Source organism: Pontitalea aquivivens, from assembly GCF_046507575.1.
GTDB classification, from domain to species: domain Bacteria; phylum Pseudomonadota; class Alphaproteobacteria; order Rhodobacterales; family Rhodobacteraceae; genus Pontitalea; species Pontitalea aquivivens.
Genome location: NZ_JBKFEY010000006.1, coordinates 45,895 through 59,278, shown reverse-complemented (window position 1 = coordinate 59,278; position 13,384 = coordinate 45,895). Strand labels below are relative to the sequence as shown.

Below are 13,384 nucleotides of genomic sequence, written 5' to 3'. Positions count from 1 at the left end.
GCTGCACGCAAGAGGAATTGAACGGTCTCACGCGACAACGGGGGAGCGCAGGTGATCGAGGCCGTGCTAGCCGACAGCCCGCCTGGCGGATCAGCGGCCGTGATCCTTGCGGACGCGGTGTTGACGGTCACTTCGGTGAAGCCATGTCCTGCCGCTTTTGTCGTTTGCCATGACGGAGCGTGATCTGCGTCTGCGCGTGGCGGGCATGGGGAGCTTACCCGCAGCTTCCGTTTCGATCAGTACTGTACCGCTGCCCGGCCGATTTTTGTGCGGGCCACGATCTGCTTCATCACGCCTGCGGTGCCGTCGCCGATTTCCAGCCCCATCACCTCGCGCAGGCGCTGCTGGTGCGGGGAATCGGTCGTCCAGCCGTAATGGCCAAAGGTCAGAAGGCATTGGTGGATCACGTCAAAGGCGGTTTTCGGGCCAAGCCACTTGACCATCGCGGCCTCGGCGGTGTGGGGCAGGCCGGCCTCGCGTAGCTCCAGGCAGTGGTAGGACAATTGGCGCACGGCGGAAATCATCGTCTCGCTCTCGGCCAGGGGAAAGCTGACGCCCTGGAACTGGCCTATGGGCCGGCCAAAGGCCTCGCGCTCCTTGGCATAGGCCCATGCCTCGTCCAGCGAGGCCTGCGCCGCGCCGACGCATTCCAGCGCAATCAGCGCGCGGGAATAGTCAAAGCCCTGCATGACTTGGGTGAAGCCCTTGCCCTCTTCGCCCAGCATGCAATGCGCCGGGACCACCACGTCTTCAAAGAACACGGACCCGCGCGCGATCATGTGGCTGGCGATGTCGTTGAACTGGGTGCGGTGGATGCCCTTGGTGCCCTCGGGGATGAAAAAGGCCGAGACGCCATGCGCGCCATCCTCGGGGCGGCCAGTGCGGGCAAAGACCAGGAAAACATCTGCGCTGGCCGCGAAGGTGATCGAGGTCTTTTCGCCGTTCAGGATGTAGTTGTCGCCGTCACGCCGGGCCCGCAGTTGCAGGTTCGCCGCATCCGACCCGCCGCGCGGTTCGGTCAGACAGATTGCCATGATCTTTTCGCCCCGGATCATCTGCGGCAGGATGTCCTGCACGATGTCGCGCGGGGCGTGGCGGTGCAGGATCGCGCCGTTCAGCGACACGTTCACCGGAAACTGGCTGAGGCTGAAATCGCCATAGCCCAGTTCCTCGGCGATGATCCCCGCGGTGATCGAGTTCTGCCCCAGCCCGCCCAGATCCTCGGGCAGGTCGGTGCCCAGAAAGCCCATCGCACCCATTTCGCGCAGCAGGTCACGGTCCAGCACGCCGGTCTTTTCACGGGCGATGAAGTCGGGCAGCAGCACCTCGCGCGAGAAACGGCGGGCGGCATCGCGCAGGGCAATCTGGTCTTCGTTCGGGATCATGGGGGTTCCTTTCGTCGTCCGGGTCAGGCCGCAAGCGCGTCGCGCCGGTAAAGTGTTTCGCTGTAGATCGCGGTCAGAACCGCAAGGGCGGCGATCACGGCCCCCACGGCGCCCAGCCAGTCAAGGCCCGGCCCGCGCAGCACGACGCCGCCCACCGCCGCGCCCGCCGCGATGCCAAGGTAATTGAACGTCGCGTTCAGCCCCAGCACGACCGCGCCGCGTTCGGGGTTGCGGTTCATCAGGATGATCTGCTGCGGGATCGTCAGCCCCCCGGCGAACAGGTGCCAGACGAAGGGCAGGATCAGCAGCACCGCGCCGGGCAGGGGCGCAATGCCCAGCAGCGGCAGCGATAGGATCGGCAGGGTCAGAACTTGCGAGACAAGCGTGATCATCCGCGTCCGCACCGCACCCAACCGCCCCGAAAGCCGAGCCATCAGCAGGCCCGAGATCACACCCCCGACGCCGAAAAAGGCGACCGAAGGCCCCACGTCGCCGCCGTGGCGCAAAATCAGGGGGGCGATGAAGGCGTAACTGACCATCATCGCGCATTGGTGCAACGCCATGACACCCACCGCAACCAGGATGCGCGGGTCGCGTGCGCTGTCCAGCAGGGTGCGCAGGCTTGTTACTGGCACCTGAACCTTGCGCGGCAGGGTGCGGGCCAGGCCGACGGTCGCAACGGCCGACAGCGCGGCCAGCAGCGCAAAGGCCATTGGCCAGTCCAGATGGTTCGCGGTCAGCACCCCAAGCGGCAGTCCCGCCGCCTGCGACAGTTGCAGCCCCGCAAAGACCAGTCCCAGCGCGCGGCCCCGGCCTTCGACCGGCGTGACCGCATAGACGACCGAGGCCGCAACCGGCGTGAAAACCCCGCCCCCAAGCGCCGCAAGGATGCGCGCGGCCAGCATCACCTCGAACGAGCGGGTCAGGGCGCAGACCAGCGTTGCCAGCAGCACCGTGACGATCGCCCCCAGCAGGATGCGCCACCGCCCGATGCCGCCGGTATAGGAAATCAGCAGCGGCGACCCGATCGCATAGGCCGCCGCGTAGATCGTGAACAGCAGGCTGCCCTGCGTTTGGCTGACACCCAAGCCCTCGGTCAGTTGCGGCAGGATGCCGACAACCAGGAAACCGCTGGTGCCAACGGCGAAATTCCCCAAGGCGAGGAAGAACAGGGCAGACCAGAACGAACGTGTCACTTGTGTTCTACCAAGGTCTCGGCCAGTGAGGCGCGCCCAACCCGCGCCGCGTTTGCCGGGACCGAGGGGTCCTCGTAGCCGAAGGAAATGCCTAGCAGCAGCTTTTGATCCGCCGCAAGGCCCAGATGGTCACGGACGATGTCCGGGTAAAGCGACAGCGCCCCCTGCGCACAGGATCCGATGCCCCGACTGGTCAGCGCCAGCATCAGCGTTTGTGAATAGATGCCGATGTCCACCGCCTCGCGCATCCCGAAGTCTGCCGACATGAAAAGGAACACCGCGTGGGGGGCGCCAAAGGCATCCAGGTTGCGCCGATAGGCCGCGTCACGACCGGGTCTGTCGTATCGGTCCACCCCCATCGCGCCATAAAGTTGGCGCGCGGCATCATATTGGCGTTCCTTGTGAATCCCCGCAAAGATCCGGTCGGCCGAGATGTCGGGGTTCGGTGCCTGACCGGCAAGTGACGCCCCCACCATCTTTTCCGCAAGCATCCGCAAGCTTTGCCCTGACACCAGATGCGGCGACCACGGCTGAACGTTGCAGTTCGAGGGCGCGCATTGCGCAAGGTCAAAGACCTCGCGCAGCACGGATTCGGGGATTCCGCGGGGCAGGAAACCCCGCACTGATCGGCGGGACCGGATCGCCTGATTAAGATCCATCATCGTCAGCGCGTCCTTCACGAGGCGGCCTTGCTGCCGAACCCGAACAGGAACTGCGCGACGCGGCGTTTCTGCACCTCGTCCGAGCCTTCGGTGATCCGGTAGCGGCGGTGGTGGCGGTAAATGTGTTCGAACGGCATCGCGCGGCTGTAGCCGATGCCGCCATGCACCTGCATCGCCAGATCGGCGGCCTTGCAGACCAGGTTGTTGGCCTTGAAGTTGCAGATCGACACTTGGTCCGAGATTTCCAGCGGGTCCACCCGGTCCATCATCCAAGCGGTGCGGAAGATGAAGTTACGCAGAATCTCGATTTCCGCATGCACCTCGGCCAGCGGGAACTGGATCGCCTGACGGCTCGCTAGCGGCTCGCCAAAGATGATGCGTTGCTTGGCGTATTTTACCGCCTGGGCCACGCAATAGCGCGCCGCGCCGATCGAGCCCGCGGCCTGACGGATGCGGTTTTCATGCACGAACATCTGCGCGATCAGCAGGCCTTCGCCTTCCTTGTGCAGGATGGCGCTGTCGGGAACGCGCACGTCCTTCAGTTCGACCTCGGCATGGTCCGAGGGCATGTTGAAGGTCCAGTGGTTGTAGAGGATGTTGTGGCCCGGCGCGTTCGTCGGCACGATGAAGGCGGTGATGCCCTTGGCGCTGCCGTCCTTGCCGCTGGTGCGGGCAAAGACCAGGTTCGCCTCAGCCCGCGCGACCTGGCTGTTCCAGCGCTTCATGCCGTTGATGACCCAATGATCCCCGTCCTTCACCGCGCGGGTTTCAAGCCAGGTGGCGTCCGACCCGTGCTTGGGTTCGGTCAGCGCAAAGGACAGGTGGCGTTTGCCGGTGATGATCCCGTCGATATAGACGCGTTGTTCAGGCGTGCCGAACTTGTCGATGGCGGGCACGATCGGGAAGTTGCCGACGATCGAGCTTTCGTCCTGAAGGTCATTGTGCAGCCCAAGGCCCTTGGCGGCCAGATGTTCCCGGATCACCGCATTGGCGAGGTTGCCCGCGCCCTGACCGCCGCAGGTCTTTGGCAGGCAATAACGCAGATGGCCGGCCTTGTCGGCGCGGCGTTCCATTTCCTCGATAAGCGCGCGCCATTCGTCGCGCGGGCGGCCGTCATTGTCCCAATCGGTCCGGGCATATTCCCGGCGATGGTCGAAGAACTGGATGTTCTCGCGCTCGAGCGGCTTGATCTCTGCCTCGATGAAGGCATCCAGTTCGGCCAGCTTGTCGGTGATTTCCTGCGGAATTGTGAAATCCATCGTCCTCTCCTCCTCTGTGTTCGGGCCCGGACGTCTGGACGGTCCGGCAGGGCGGACTCCTCCTCCGCCATTTCGATCAAGTGTAGCCGAGTCGATGATTTTGTAAATAAGCTTACGATACCCTGCAGAACTATTTACGGCCGCAGGTTCAGCTTACCGAACTTGGTGCGGACTTGGCCAAAGGCGCCCTCGACCAGCGCGCGGGGCAGGTTGGCGAACCCTTCCAGCGTGGTCGTGGGCGCCTGCAATCGGCCTGCGCGAAGATGGTCACGCAGGATCGCCTCAGCCTCGGCCCGGCGGCAATAGTGATCGAAGACCAGCAGGAACGCGGGCCGCAGGCGCCGTTCCTTGCACAGGGCGCGCAGCTCTGGCGTCAGGAAGGCGTCGTTGCGGGGGATCGGCTTGCCCGGAATGATGTGATCGTAATCCGAAAGGTTGCCGGGGTGATACCAGCCTGCGCCGGGCTTCAGCAGCGGCAGGACCGTGCGACTGACCTCACCTCCGACCCCGTCCGAGAAGAAATCGACCCCACCTGGGCAAGCCTTCGCAAGCTGCGCCGCCATGTCCCGCGCGCGATAGTCGACTGTGGCGTCAAGCCCGAACTCTGTTTCAAGCCGCGCGCAGTTGGCCGGGCCACCCGCGATGCCGATCACCCGGCAGCCTGCCAGCTTTGCCAATTGCGCGATCAGGATGCCACAGGCGCCAGAGGCCCCGGCCACCACCACCGTTTGCCCCGGCTGCAGATCGCCCACCTGTTCCACGCCGAACCACGCCGTCATGCCCGTGATGCCGTAAACGCCCAGCAGATCCTCGGGGCTTTCGCCGGGGGTGCAGCGATAGATGAATTCGCTGCGATCATAGCTGTTCAGCACCGCGTAATCTTGCCAGCCGAAATCGCCGTGCCACAGATCGCCCACCCGGAAGCGCGGATCGGTCGAGGCGACGACCTCGCCGATGCCGAACCCCGCCATGACATCGCCCAACTGCACCTGTGGCCGATAGCTTTGCATCGCGAAATACAGCCGGTTCGCCGGGTCGATCGAGATCAGCCGGGTGCGGATCAGCGCCTGTCCCTGCCGCAGGTGCGGGATCGGTACCTCGCGATACGCAAAATGGTCGGTCTGCAACGCGCCCTCGATCGGGCGGGCATAGGTCCATTGCCGGTTGATCTGATCGGTCATGCTTCCCCCTTGCCTGACGGGCCATGCCATCATACGCTGATTGAAAGTAAATAAGCGTATGACGTGGGAGGCAAGAAAAACATGACGCCCGTTCTGGACCATATCGGCATCTTCGTGCCCGCGTTGGACCCTGCGCTGGAATTCTACGGCAAGATCCTGGGCTTGGGCGAGGCAGTGGTGCGCGAGATCCCGGAACTGGGGCTGCGGCTGGCGTTCTTCGACAATCCGGCCGGGACGATCATCGAACTGGTCGAGGCCTCGGGCAAGACGGAACTGCAGCCCGGCGATGTGGTTGTGGCGCTGGAGGTCGAGGATTTGGACGCCGCGATTGCGGACTATCGCGCGCGCGGCCTCAAGGTCTATGACCAGCCCGCAACCGAGAACCTGCCGCTCCGCCGCGGTTGGATCCCCAAGGGCGCGGGCCATGGCACGGTGATCGAACTGTGTCCCAAGGGCGCCGTCGCCGCCTTTGTGCGCGGCACCCTTTGACGCGCGCGGGGGCGGTCAGCTGGGTGTCAGCACCGCTCCGCCACAGACCGAGATGACCTGACCCGTCACGTAAGAGGACAGGTCGGTCACTAGAAACTCCAGCACATTGGCCATGTCTTGCGGCACGGCAAAGCGGCGCAGGGCGATCGCTTCCAGCTGCCCGGGTGTGCCGACGCCGTTTTCCGGGTCCAGCGCCTGTAGCCGCGCGGTCAGCGTGATCCCCGGCGAGATCGCGTTGACGCGGATGCCCTTTGGCCCAAGCTCGGCCGCAAGGTTGCGGGTATAGGTGTTCACCGCCGATTTCGCCGCGCCATAGACGGCCATTGACCCGCCCTTCAGCGGCTCTAGCGCGGTCTGGGATGAGATGTTGACGATCACGCCCGACCCTTGGGCCGCCATGATCGGCGCTGCCGCCTGACAGCACATCACACAAGACCGCAGGTTCACGTCGATCAGGAAATCGAAACCCGCCTGCGTCGTCTGCGTGGGCAGCGGGCCGCTGTCGCGATAGACCCCGGCGCCGGCGTTGTTCACAAGGATGTCGACGCGGCCGAAGGTCTCCATCGTCTCGCGGAACAGGCGCTCCACGGTTTCGGGTTTGCGCAGGTCGCCCTCAACCCCCAGTGCCCGTCGGCCAAGCGCCTCGATCTCGGCCATCACGGTTTCGGCGGTCAGCTCCTCGCCGATCTTGGCGGCGCCCTGCATGTTGATGTCAGACACCACCACATCCGCGCCCAGCCGTGCCAGATGCAACGCATAGGCCCGGCCGATGCCGCGCGCAGCACCGGTGACGATGGCGGTCTGGCCCAGAAGCGGTTGGGTCATAGTCTTCCTCTCGGGTCAGGGACGCAGGATCGCGCGGCCATGCAGCGCGGTCACGCCACGATCGGTGATCCGGGCGCGGAAACTGACGGTATTGCCGTCTTTCCACAGCTCGACGCGCAGGGTTTCACCGGGATAGACCGGCGCCGTGAAGCGGCAGCCAATTTCGGCGATCCGCGCCGGGTCGTAATCGCAGGCCATGCGCAGGACGGCATGGCAGGCCATGCCAAGGCTGCACAGACCGTGCAGGATCGGTCGGTCGAACCCGGCGGCGCGGGCCATCGCCGGGTCGGCATGCAGCGGGATCCGGTCGCCCGATAAACGATACAGCAGCGCCGCCTGCGCCACCGTCGGCAGATCGCAGGTCCAGTCGGGCGCGCGGTTGGGCAAGGCCTGCGGCACGGCGGGATTGATCGTGCCATGCACCCCGCCAAAACCGCCATCGGCCCGGGCAAAGGCCGTGCGTTCCACCGTCGCGATCAGCGCGCCGGTTTCGGCATCGCGCAGCGTCTTGGTGGCCTGAACCAAGGCACCGCGCCCCGGCCCCTTGTCGGCCAGTCCGGTCACGCGAAGCTGGCCCGTCACCCGACCCTCGGGGGCAAGCGGGCGATGCAGGATCACCCGTTCCTCGCCATGCAGGGTCTGGGGAACATCCATCCCCAGATCAGGGTGATAGACCCAGTCCATCGTCTCGCCCAGAACCACGGCCATCGTCGGCACGGCCTTGAGCCCGCGTTCAAAGACAAAGCCAAGCTGGCCAAGGTCGGTCGGATCGTGGCCGATGCCGATGCCCAAGGCATACAGCATCGTCTCGCGGTTGGTATAGGTCTGGGTCAGATCGGGAACGGTCAGACCCAGAGCCGTTTCGGGATTGATGGTCATGTCTGGCTCAGAACATCATTTGGGGCAACCACAGCACGATCGCCGGGAACAGGGCGATGATCGCGATGCGGATGACGTCCGCCACGACAAAGGGCGCAACCCCGGCGAAGATGTCGCGATAGCTGATGTGTGGCGCAACCGACCGGATTACGAACAGGTTGATCCCGATGGGCGGCGTGATTAGGCCGACCTCGACCGCGATCACGACGACCAGACCGAACCAGACCGGATCATAGCCAAGCGCCATGACGATCGGGAAGAAGACTGGCACCGTGATCAGGATCATCGACATCGATTCCATGACCGAGCCCAGGACGATGTAGATCATCACGATGATAAAGATCACACCGATCGCCGGCACACCGGAATCGCGGACAAGGGTCTCAAGATAGGTATGCACGCCGGTCAGGTTCACGAACTCGACAAAGGCCGAGGCGCCGATCAGGATCATGAACATCGACCCCGTGACCATCGCCGTATCCACGAAGATGCGCGCGATGTCTGACAGGGTCAGGGACCGGGCAAACATCGCGAAGATCAGCGCGCCGCCCGCGCCGATGCCCGCGGCTTCGGTCGAGGTGAACATGCCCGAATAGATGCCGCCCATCACCAAGCCGAACAGCACCACCACCGGCCAGATCGCGCGCAGCGAGGACAGGCGCTGCCCCCAGCCGACCCGCTCGCCCCGCGGGGTCGCGTCCGGATTTCGCCACGAGACGTATTTGATGGTCAGGATATAGCCCAGGACGCCCAGCAGCCCCGGCAGAATGCCCCCCGCGAACAGCATGCCGATATGGGTCTGTGTCGCCACCGCATAGATCACCATGATGATAGAGGGCGGGATCAGGATGCCCAACGTGCCGCCCGCCGCCAGCGTCGCCGCGGCAAGCCGGTTGGAATAGCCGAAATCGCGCATCGAAGGCAGCGCCACGCGCGACATCGTCGCCGCGGTTGCCACGCTTGACCCGCAGATCGCGCCAAAGGCGCCGCAGGCGACGATGGTCGCCATCGCAAGGCCGCCACGACGATGCCCGATGAATTGCTGCGCGGTGCGGAACAGGTTGCCCGAGATCCCGGCGCCGGCCACCAGATTGCCCATCAGCACGAACAGCGGCAGCACGGTCAGCGAATAGGACATCACGCCATGTTGGGCAAGCGCGGTAAGGCCTGCCTGTGCTGGCTTGACGCCGGTCTCGAAGGCAAGCCCGGCAAAGCCGACGATCGCCAGCGAGATCCCGATCGGGATACGCAGGAAAATAAGCGCCAGTGCGGCAAAGAATGCGATGAGAGTGGCGGTCACAGTTCTGCTCCTGACTGGGGGGCGTGGGTGCCACGGGCAGCGTTGAAGGCCGCGACGAGCGAAACCAGAACGGTCAGGGCGCACAGGACCAGAAGCATCCACCAGATCCACGTCCAGCTGAGACCGAGTTGCGGCAGCACCTCGCCGCTGCGCGCGGTGCGCGCTGTCATCAGATGCATGCGTTGGGTCAGGATCGCAAAGATCCCGGCGGTCGACAGGCTAGTCACCACGCCGATCAGGCGATGCACCGGGCCGTTATGGCGGATCTGCAGCAAATCGACCGTGATATGCGTCATCTTCAGCGCCAGCAGCGGCAAGGTGCCAAAACCCATCGCGCCCATCAGCAGTTCGGCGATTTCGGTGCCTGCGGCCAGCGGCGCATTGAAAAGGTTGCGCAGGACGACATCGACAAGGATCACGCACATCAATGCGAACAGCGTGACCCCGACCCAAATCGCAACAAGACGTTCAAACAGGCGAATCATGACTGGCCTACTGACTTGGAGGACACGAGCTTTTCCCACAGTTCCGTGGGCATGTTCCAGTCGGACCAGATTTCCTGGCTGTTTGCACCCGGTGCGGGTGTCGCGCGGCGCAGGCCGCCCGGCGTTCGCGACAGGCGCGGGGCAGGGCCGGGGTGGACCAAACCATCGAAGTTCCTGAACACCTGACGAGCGCGCATCTGCGGATGCGACCAAGCCTCGGTCATGGTCAGAACCGGCGAGAAGCAGGCATCGTGGCCCGCCATCAGCGCCTCCCATTCGGCGCGGGTCCGGGTGCGGAAGCGTTCGGCAAACATCGCCTTCAGCACGGGCCAATTGGCGCGGTCGGCCCGATCCGGGATTGTGGCCGGGTCCAGCCCAAGGGTCGTGACCAGCGCGGCATAGAACTGCGGCTCGATCGCGCCGACTGCGACATATTTGCCGTCCGCCGTTTTATAGCATCCGTAGTCCGGCGAACCGCCATCCACGATGTTGTCGGCGCGGTTCTCGGTCCAGGTGCCCTGCTGGGTAAAGGCAATGAACGCCGACATCAGATGCGACACGCCGTCTATCATCGCGGCGTCGATATGCTGCCCCTGCCCGGATCGGCGCGCCTCATGCACGGCAGCCATGATGCCAAAGGCCAGATACATACCGCCCCCGCCAAGGTCCGCCACCAGGTTCAAGGGCGGCGCGGGCGGCAGATCGGGGTGGCCGATCACATGCAAGGCCCCGGTCAGCGCCAGATAGTTGATGTCGTGCCCGGCCTCCATCGCCATCGGGCCTTCCTGGCCCCAGCCGGTCATCGAGCCATAGACGATGCGCGGGTTGGCCTTGGCGCAAGCCTCATACCCCAGGCCCAGCTTGTTCATCACGCCAGGGCGGAACCCCTCGATCACCACATCTGCGGTGCCGACCAGCCCCAAGGCAGCCTCAAGTCCCTCGGTGGATTTGAGGTTCAGGACAATCGACCGCTTGTTGCGGTTGTAGAAGTCGTATTTCGGCGGCATCAGCGGCGCGCCCGGCCGGTCGATACGGATCACATCCGCGCCGAAATCCGCCAAGAGGCCGCCCGCGAATGGCCCGGGGCCCTGGCCTGAAAATTCGACGACACGCAGGTCTGATAGTGGTCCTGACATCTGTCCTCCCAAACGTCTGTCTGTCCCGCGCCTTGCAGGCCAGCGGCCTGAAGAAGCGGTTTTCTTGTGCAGGCGACCGCTTGATTGGTTCGAAATCGTCGCTTGCTTTTTTTGTTCGCTGCCTTACGATAACATTGATGAATTAACCTGACAAGCGGCGAGCAGAGCCTTTTCCCCTCGGAAATACGGCTCGCCCGCGATCCTGGGGAGGAGCGCAATGCAGGAGGATGCGATTCGGGTCGAACGGTCGGCCCGGGGGCATGCGACGATCGTTCTGAACCGGCCCGACCGGCTGAACACGCTGTCGATCGGGCTGCGGCAGGCGCTTGCAGATGTGGTGCGCGAGTTGGAGGCGGACCCGGACGTGCATGTGCTGATCCTGACCGGGGCGGGCAAGGTCTTTTCGGCCGGGCTTGACATCACTGAATGGGAAAGCGCCAGCCTGACCGCCGCGGGGGCCTATGTCCACGATCCGGTGGCGGCGCTGACGGGATTCAGCGGCCCGGTCATCGGCGCGATCAACGGGCTGTGCCTGACCGGCGGGCTGGAGCTGGCGCTTGCCTGCGATTTCCTGGTCGCGGCGGAAAGCGCCTCCTTCGCCGACAGCCATTGCCAGGTGGGCCTGCTGCCGGGCTGGGGCGGCTCGGTCCGGCTGAGTCGGCGCATTGGCCCGGCGCGGGCGATGGAAATGGCCCTGACCGCGCGGTTCCTGTCAGCCACCGAGGCGCTGTCCTGGGGTCTGGTGAACCATGTAGTGCCGGATGGCGAGGTTCGGGCCAAGGCCGAAGAGCTTGCGCTTCAGATGATGTCGGGCGTGCCCGAGGCGCGAGCGGCCTACAAGCGGCTGTTGCAGCGCGGCCTTGCACTGCCCTTCGAGGAGGCGCTGCAGATGGAGCGCGCCGCCTCGGTCGCGGCAAATCAGGCGGTGGACAAGGCGGAACTGGATGCCCGCCTGTCGCGCCTCAAGGGACGCGGAACGAGATAGGTCGCAGGCACAAGCGATATTCAACGGGAGGATGGGAATGCAAGGCACATTGCTGCTGAAGCAGGCGCTACATCGCAACGCAGACGGGGTCGCCACGGTTTGTGGTCCACGCCAGCGCAGCTGGCGCGAGGTTGGCGACCGGGTGCCGCGGATGGCGGCAGCGTTCCGCGCGCTGGGTGTTTACGACGGGGCCTTTGTAGCAGTGCTGGCGATGAACTCGGACCGCTACCTGGAGATGTTCTTCTCCGTGCCGTGGGCGGGCGGCTGCTTTGCGCCGATGAACGTGCGCTGGTCGGCGGCTGAAAACCTGTTCGCCCTGCGCGATTGCGAGGCCGTGGTGCTGTGCGTGGATGACGCCTTCATCGAACAGGGCCACCAGTTGCGCCAAGACTATCCCGACCTCAAGGCCGTGATCCATATCGGCGACCTGCCGACCCCCGAAGGGATGCTGTCCTACGAAGATCTGATCGCCAGCCACGATCCGATCGAGGATGCCGACCGCAAGGGCGATGACCTTTACGCCGTGTTCTACACCGGCGGCACCACGGGCCAGCCAAAGGGCGTGGCGCTGACCCATTCCGCGCTTGGCCATGCCGCGACCGCCTGGCTTGCGATGCTGCCCGATGTCGAGGATCTCAGCTTTGCCTATGTCGGCGGCTTCTTCCATTTCTCGGGCGCCAGCCCCGTGCATTACATCACGATGGCCGGGGGCACCCATGTCGTGCTGCCCAAGTTCGAGCCGCTGTCGATGATGCACGCGATCCACAACCACAAGGTCAGCAATGCGGTGATGGTGCCCACCATCGTCAACATGCTGATCTCGCACCCGGATTTCGACAAATACGACCTGTCGAGCCTGCGGACCTGCATCTATGGCGGCTCGCCCATGCCCGAGGCGCTGATGGCGGCGGCGGCGGCGAAACTGCCGGGGCTGCGTTTCTACCAGATCTATGGCATGACCGAGACGGGTGGCTTCGCCACCATGCTGCGCTGGCGCGACCATGTGTTCAGCGGCCCCAAGGCGGAACGCATCCGGTCCTGCGGCCAGCCCGGACCGGGGGTCGAGGTCAAGATCGTCGCGCCTGACGGCGCGACCCTGCCCCCGCGCCAGATGGGCGAAATCGCGATGCGCTCGGACTATCTGATGAGCGGCTATCTGGGCAAACCCGCGCAGACCGCCGAGGTGCTGCGCGACGGCTGGATGTATTCGGGCGATGCCGGCTATCTGGACGAGGACGGCTATCTGTATGTCGCCGACCGCGTGAAGGACATGATCGTGACGGGCGGCGAAAACGTCTACTCGATCGAGGTTGAACGCGCGCTGTTCCAGCATCCGGCCGTGCATGAAGCTGCCGTGATCGGTATCCCGTCCGCGGAATGGGGCGAGCAGGTCCATGCGGTCGTCGTGCTGAAACCGGGCGCGACCGCGACCGAGGACGAACTGATCGCGCACTGCCGCACCCTGATCGGTGGCTACAAATGCCCCAAATCGGTCGAGTTCCGCAGCGAACCGCTGCCTTTGTCGCCCAAGAACACGGTGATGAAGAACGTGCTACGCGACCCCTACTGGGCGGGCCAGACGCGCAAGATCTGACGAAATCC

The 13,384-nt window shown here is 64.7% G+C and carries 13 protein-coding genes; 3 read left to right on the top strand and 10 right to left on the bottom strand.

Translation table 11 applies throughout. The annotated features are described in order from the left end of the window. Positions 1-236: 236 nt before the first annotated feature. The 5 genes from ACK8OU_RS09645 to ACK8OU_RS09625 all read right to left on the bottom strand — a co-directional run bounded on the left by ACK8OU_RS09645 (position 237) and on the right by ACK8OU_RS09625 (position 5,683). Entirely contained in the window at positions 237-1,385 is a 1,149-nt protein-coding gene (locus ACK8OU_RS09645; RefSeq protein WP_410303176.1) for an acyl-CoA dehydrogenase family protein, read from the bottom strand. A 23-nt stretch (positions 1,386-1,408) separates the two neighbouring features. Further along, positions 1,409-2,581 (bottom strand): MFS transporter, encoded by a 1,173-nt coding sequence (locus ACK8OU_RS09640; protein ID WP_410303175.1) that lies wholly within the window; start codon positions 2,579-2,581, stop codon positions 1,409-1,411. Then, positions 2,578-3,261, bottom strand: a complete 684-nt coding sequence (locus tag ACK8OU_RS09635; RefSeq protein WP_410303174.1) for a nitroreductase — start codon at positions 3,259-3,261, stop codon at positions 2,578-2,580. Before ACK8OU_RS09635 ends, ACK8OU_RS09640 begins: the two co-directional genes overlap by 4 nt. After that, positions 3,258-4,502 (bottom strand): acyl-CoA dehydrogenase family protein, encoded by a 1,245-nt coding sequence (locus tag ACK8OU_RS09630; protein WP_410303173.1) that lies wholly within the window; start codon positions 4,500-4,502, stop codon positions 3,258-3,260. Before ACK8OU_RS09630 ends, ACK8OU_RS09635 begins: the two co-directional genes overlap by 4 nt. A gap of 134 nt (positions 4,503-4,636) precedes the next feature. Further along, positions 4,637-5,683, bottom strand: a complete 1,047-nt coding sequence (locus ACK8OU_RS09625; RefSeq protein ID WP_410303172.1) for a zinc-binding dehydrogenase — start codon at positions 5,681-5,683, stop codon at positions 4,637-4,639. Positions 5,684-5,764: 81 nt separating this feature from the next. On the opposite strand from ACK8OU_RS09625, the gene ACK8OU_RS09620 reads away from it, so the two are divergent. Continuing rightward, positions 5,765-6,172: a VOC family protein gene (locus tag ACK8OU_RS09620; protein ID WP_410303171.1), complete on the top strand. Its 408-nt coding sequence runs from the start codon at positions 5,765-5,767 to the stop codon at positions 6,170-6,172. A gap of 15 nt (positions 6,173-6,187) precedes the next feature. Here the strand turns inward: ACK8OU_RS09620 and ACK8OU_RS09615 are convergent, their stop codons facing one another. The 5 genes from ACK8OU_RS09615 to ACK8OU_RS09595 are packed head-to-tail and all read right to left on the bottom strand — an operon-like array spanning position 6,188 to position 10,797. After that, positions 6,188-6,997 (bottom strand): SDR family NAD(P)-dependent oxidoreductase, encoded by an 810-nt coding sequence (locus ACK8OU_RS09615; RefSeq protein ID WP_410303170.1) that lies wholly within the window; start codon positions 6,995-6,997, stop codon positions 6,188-6,190. Between the two features lie 15 nt (positions 6,998-7,012). Next, on the bottom strand, positions 7,013-7,876 hold the full coding sequence (locus tag ACK8OU_RS09610) for a MaoC/PaaZ C-terminal domain-containing protein (RefSeq protein ID WP_410303169.1): 864 nt from the start codon (positions 7,874-7,876) through the stop codon (positions 7,013-7,015). A gap of 7 nt (positions 7,877-7,883) precedes the next feature. Next, a complete protein-coding gene (locus ACK8OU_RS09605) occupies positions 7,884-9,176 on the bottom strand; it encodes a TRAP transporter large permease (RefSeq protein ID WP_410303168.1) in 1,293 nt (430 codons plus the stop codon). Continuing rightward, positions 9,173-9,661, bottom strand: coding sequence for a TRAP transporter small permease (locus ACK8OU_RS09600; protein WP_410303167.1), 489 nt, complete (start codon positions 9,659-9,661; stop codon positions 9,173-9,175). Before ACK8OU_RS09600 ends, ACK8OU_RS09605 begins: the two co-directional genes overlap by 4 nt. Next, a complete protein-coding gene (locus ACK8OU_RS09595) occupies positions 9,658-10,797 on the bottom strand; it encodes a CaiB/BaiF CoA transferase family protein (protein ID WP_410303166.1) in 1,140 nt (379 codons plus the stop codon). Before ACK8OU_RS09595 ends, ACK8OU_RS09600 begins: the two co-directional genes overlap by 4 nt. Before the next feature lie 217 nt (positions 10,798-11,014). On the opposite strand from ACK8OU_RS09595, the gene ACK8OU_RS09590 reads away from it, so the two are divergent. After that, positions 11,015-11,782 (top strand): enoyl-CoA hydratase-related protein, encoded by a 768-nt coding sequence (locus ACK8OU_RS09590; protein ID WP_410303165.1) that lies wholly within the window; start codon positions 11,015-11,017, stop codon positions 11,780-11,782. Positions 11,783-11,819: 37 nt separating this feature from the next. After that, on the top strand, positions 11,820-13,376 hold the full coding sequence (locus tag ACK8OU_RS09585; protein WP_410303164.1) for an AMP-binding protein: 1,557 nt from the start codon (positions 11,820-11,822) through the stop codon (positions 13,374-13,376). The last annotated feature ends 8 nt before the right edge of the window (positions 13,377-13,384 follow it).

Coding starts and splice junctions, on each gene's coding strand:
- ACK8OU_RS09645 (WP_410303176.1), bottom strand. CDS start 1,385: ATGATCCCGAACGAAGACCAGATTGCCCTGCGCGATGCCGCCCGCCGT.
- ACK8OU_RS09620 (WP_410303171.1), top strand. CDS start 5,765: ATGACGCCCGTTCTGGACCATATCGGCATCTTCGTGCCCGCGTTGGAC.
- ACK8OU_RS09630 (WP_410303173.1), bottom strand. CDS start 4,502: ATGGATTTCACAATTCCGCAGGAAATCACCGACAAGCTGGCCGAACTG.
- ACK8OU_RS09595 (WP_410303166.1), bottom strand. CDS start 10,797: ATGTCAGGACCACTATCAGACCTGCGTGTCGTCGAATTTTCAGGCCAG.
- ACK8OU_RS09600 (WP_410303167.1), bottom strand. CDS start 9,661: ATGATTCGCCTGTTTGAACGTCTTGTTGCGATTTGGGTCGGGGTCACG.
- ACK8OU_RS09625 (WP_410303172.1), bottom strand. CDS start 5,683: ATGACCGATCAGATCAACCGGCAATGGACCTATGCCCGCCCGATCGAG.
- ACK8OU_RS09615 (WP_410303170.1), bottom strand. CDS start 6,997: ATGACCCAACCGCTTCTGGGCCAGACCGCCATCGTCACCGGTGCTGCG.
- ACK8OU_RS09610 (WP_410303169.1), bottom strand. CDS start 7,876: ATGACCATCAATCCCGAAACGGCTCTGGGTCTGACCGTTCCCGATCTG.
- ACK8OU_RS09585 (WP_410303164.1), top strand. CDS start 11,820: ATGCAAGGCACATTGCTGCTGAAGCAGGCGCTACATCGCAACGCAGAC.
- ACK8OU_RS09590 (WP_410303165.1), top strand. CDS start 11,015: ATGCAGGAGGATGCGATTCGGGTCGAACGGTCGGCCCGGGGGCATGCG.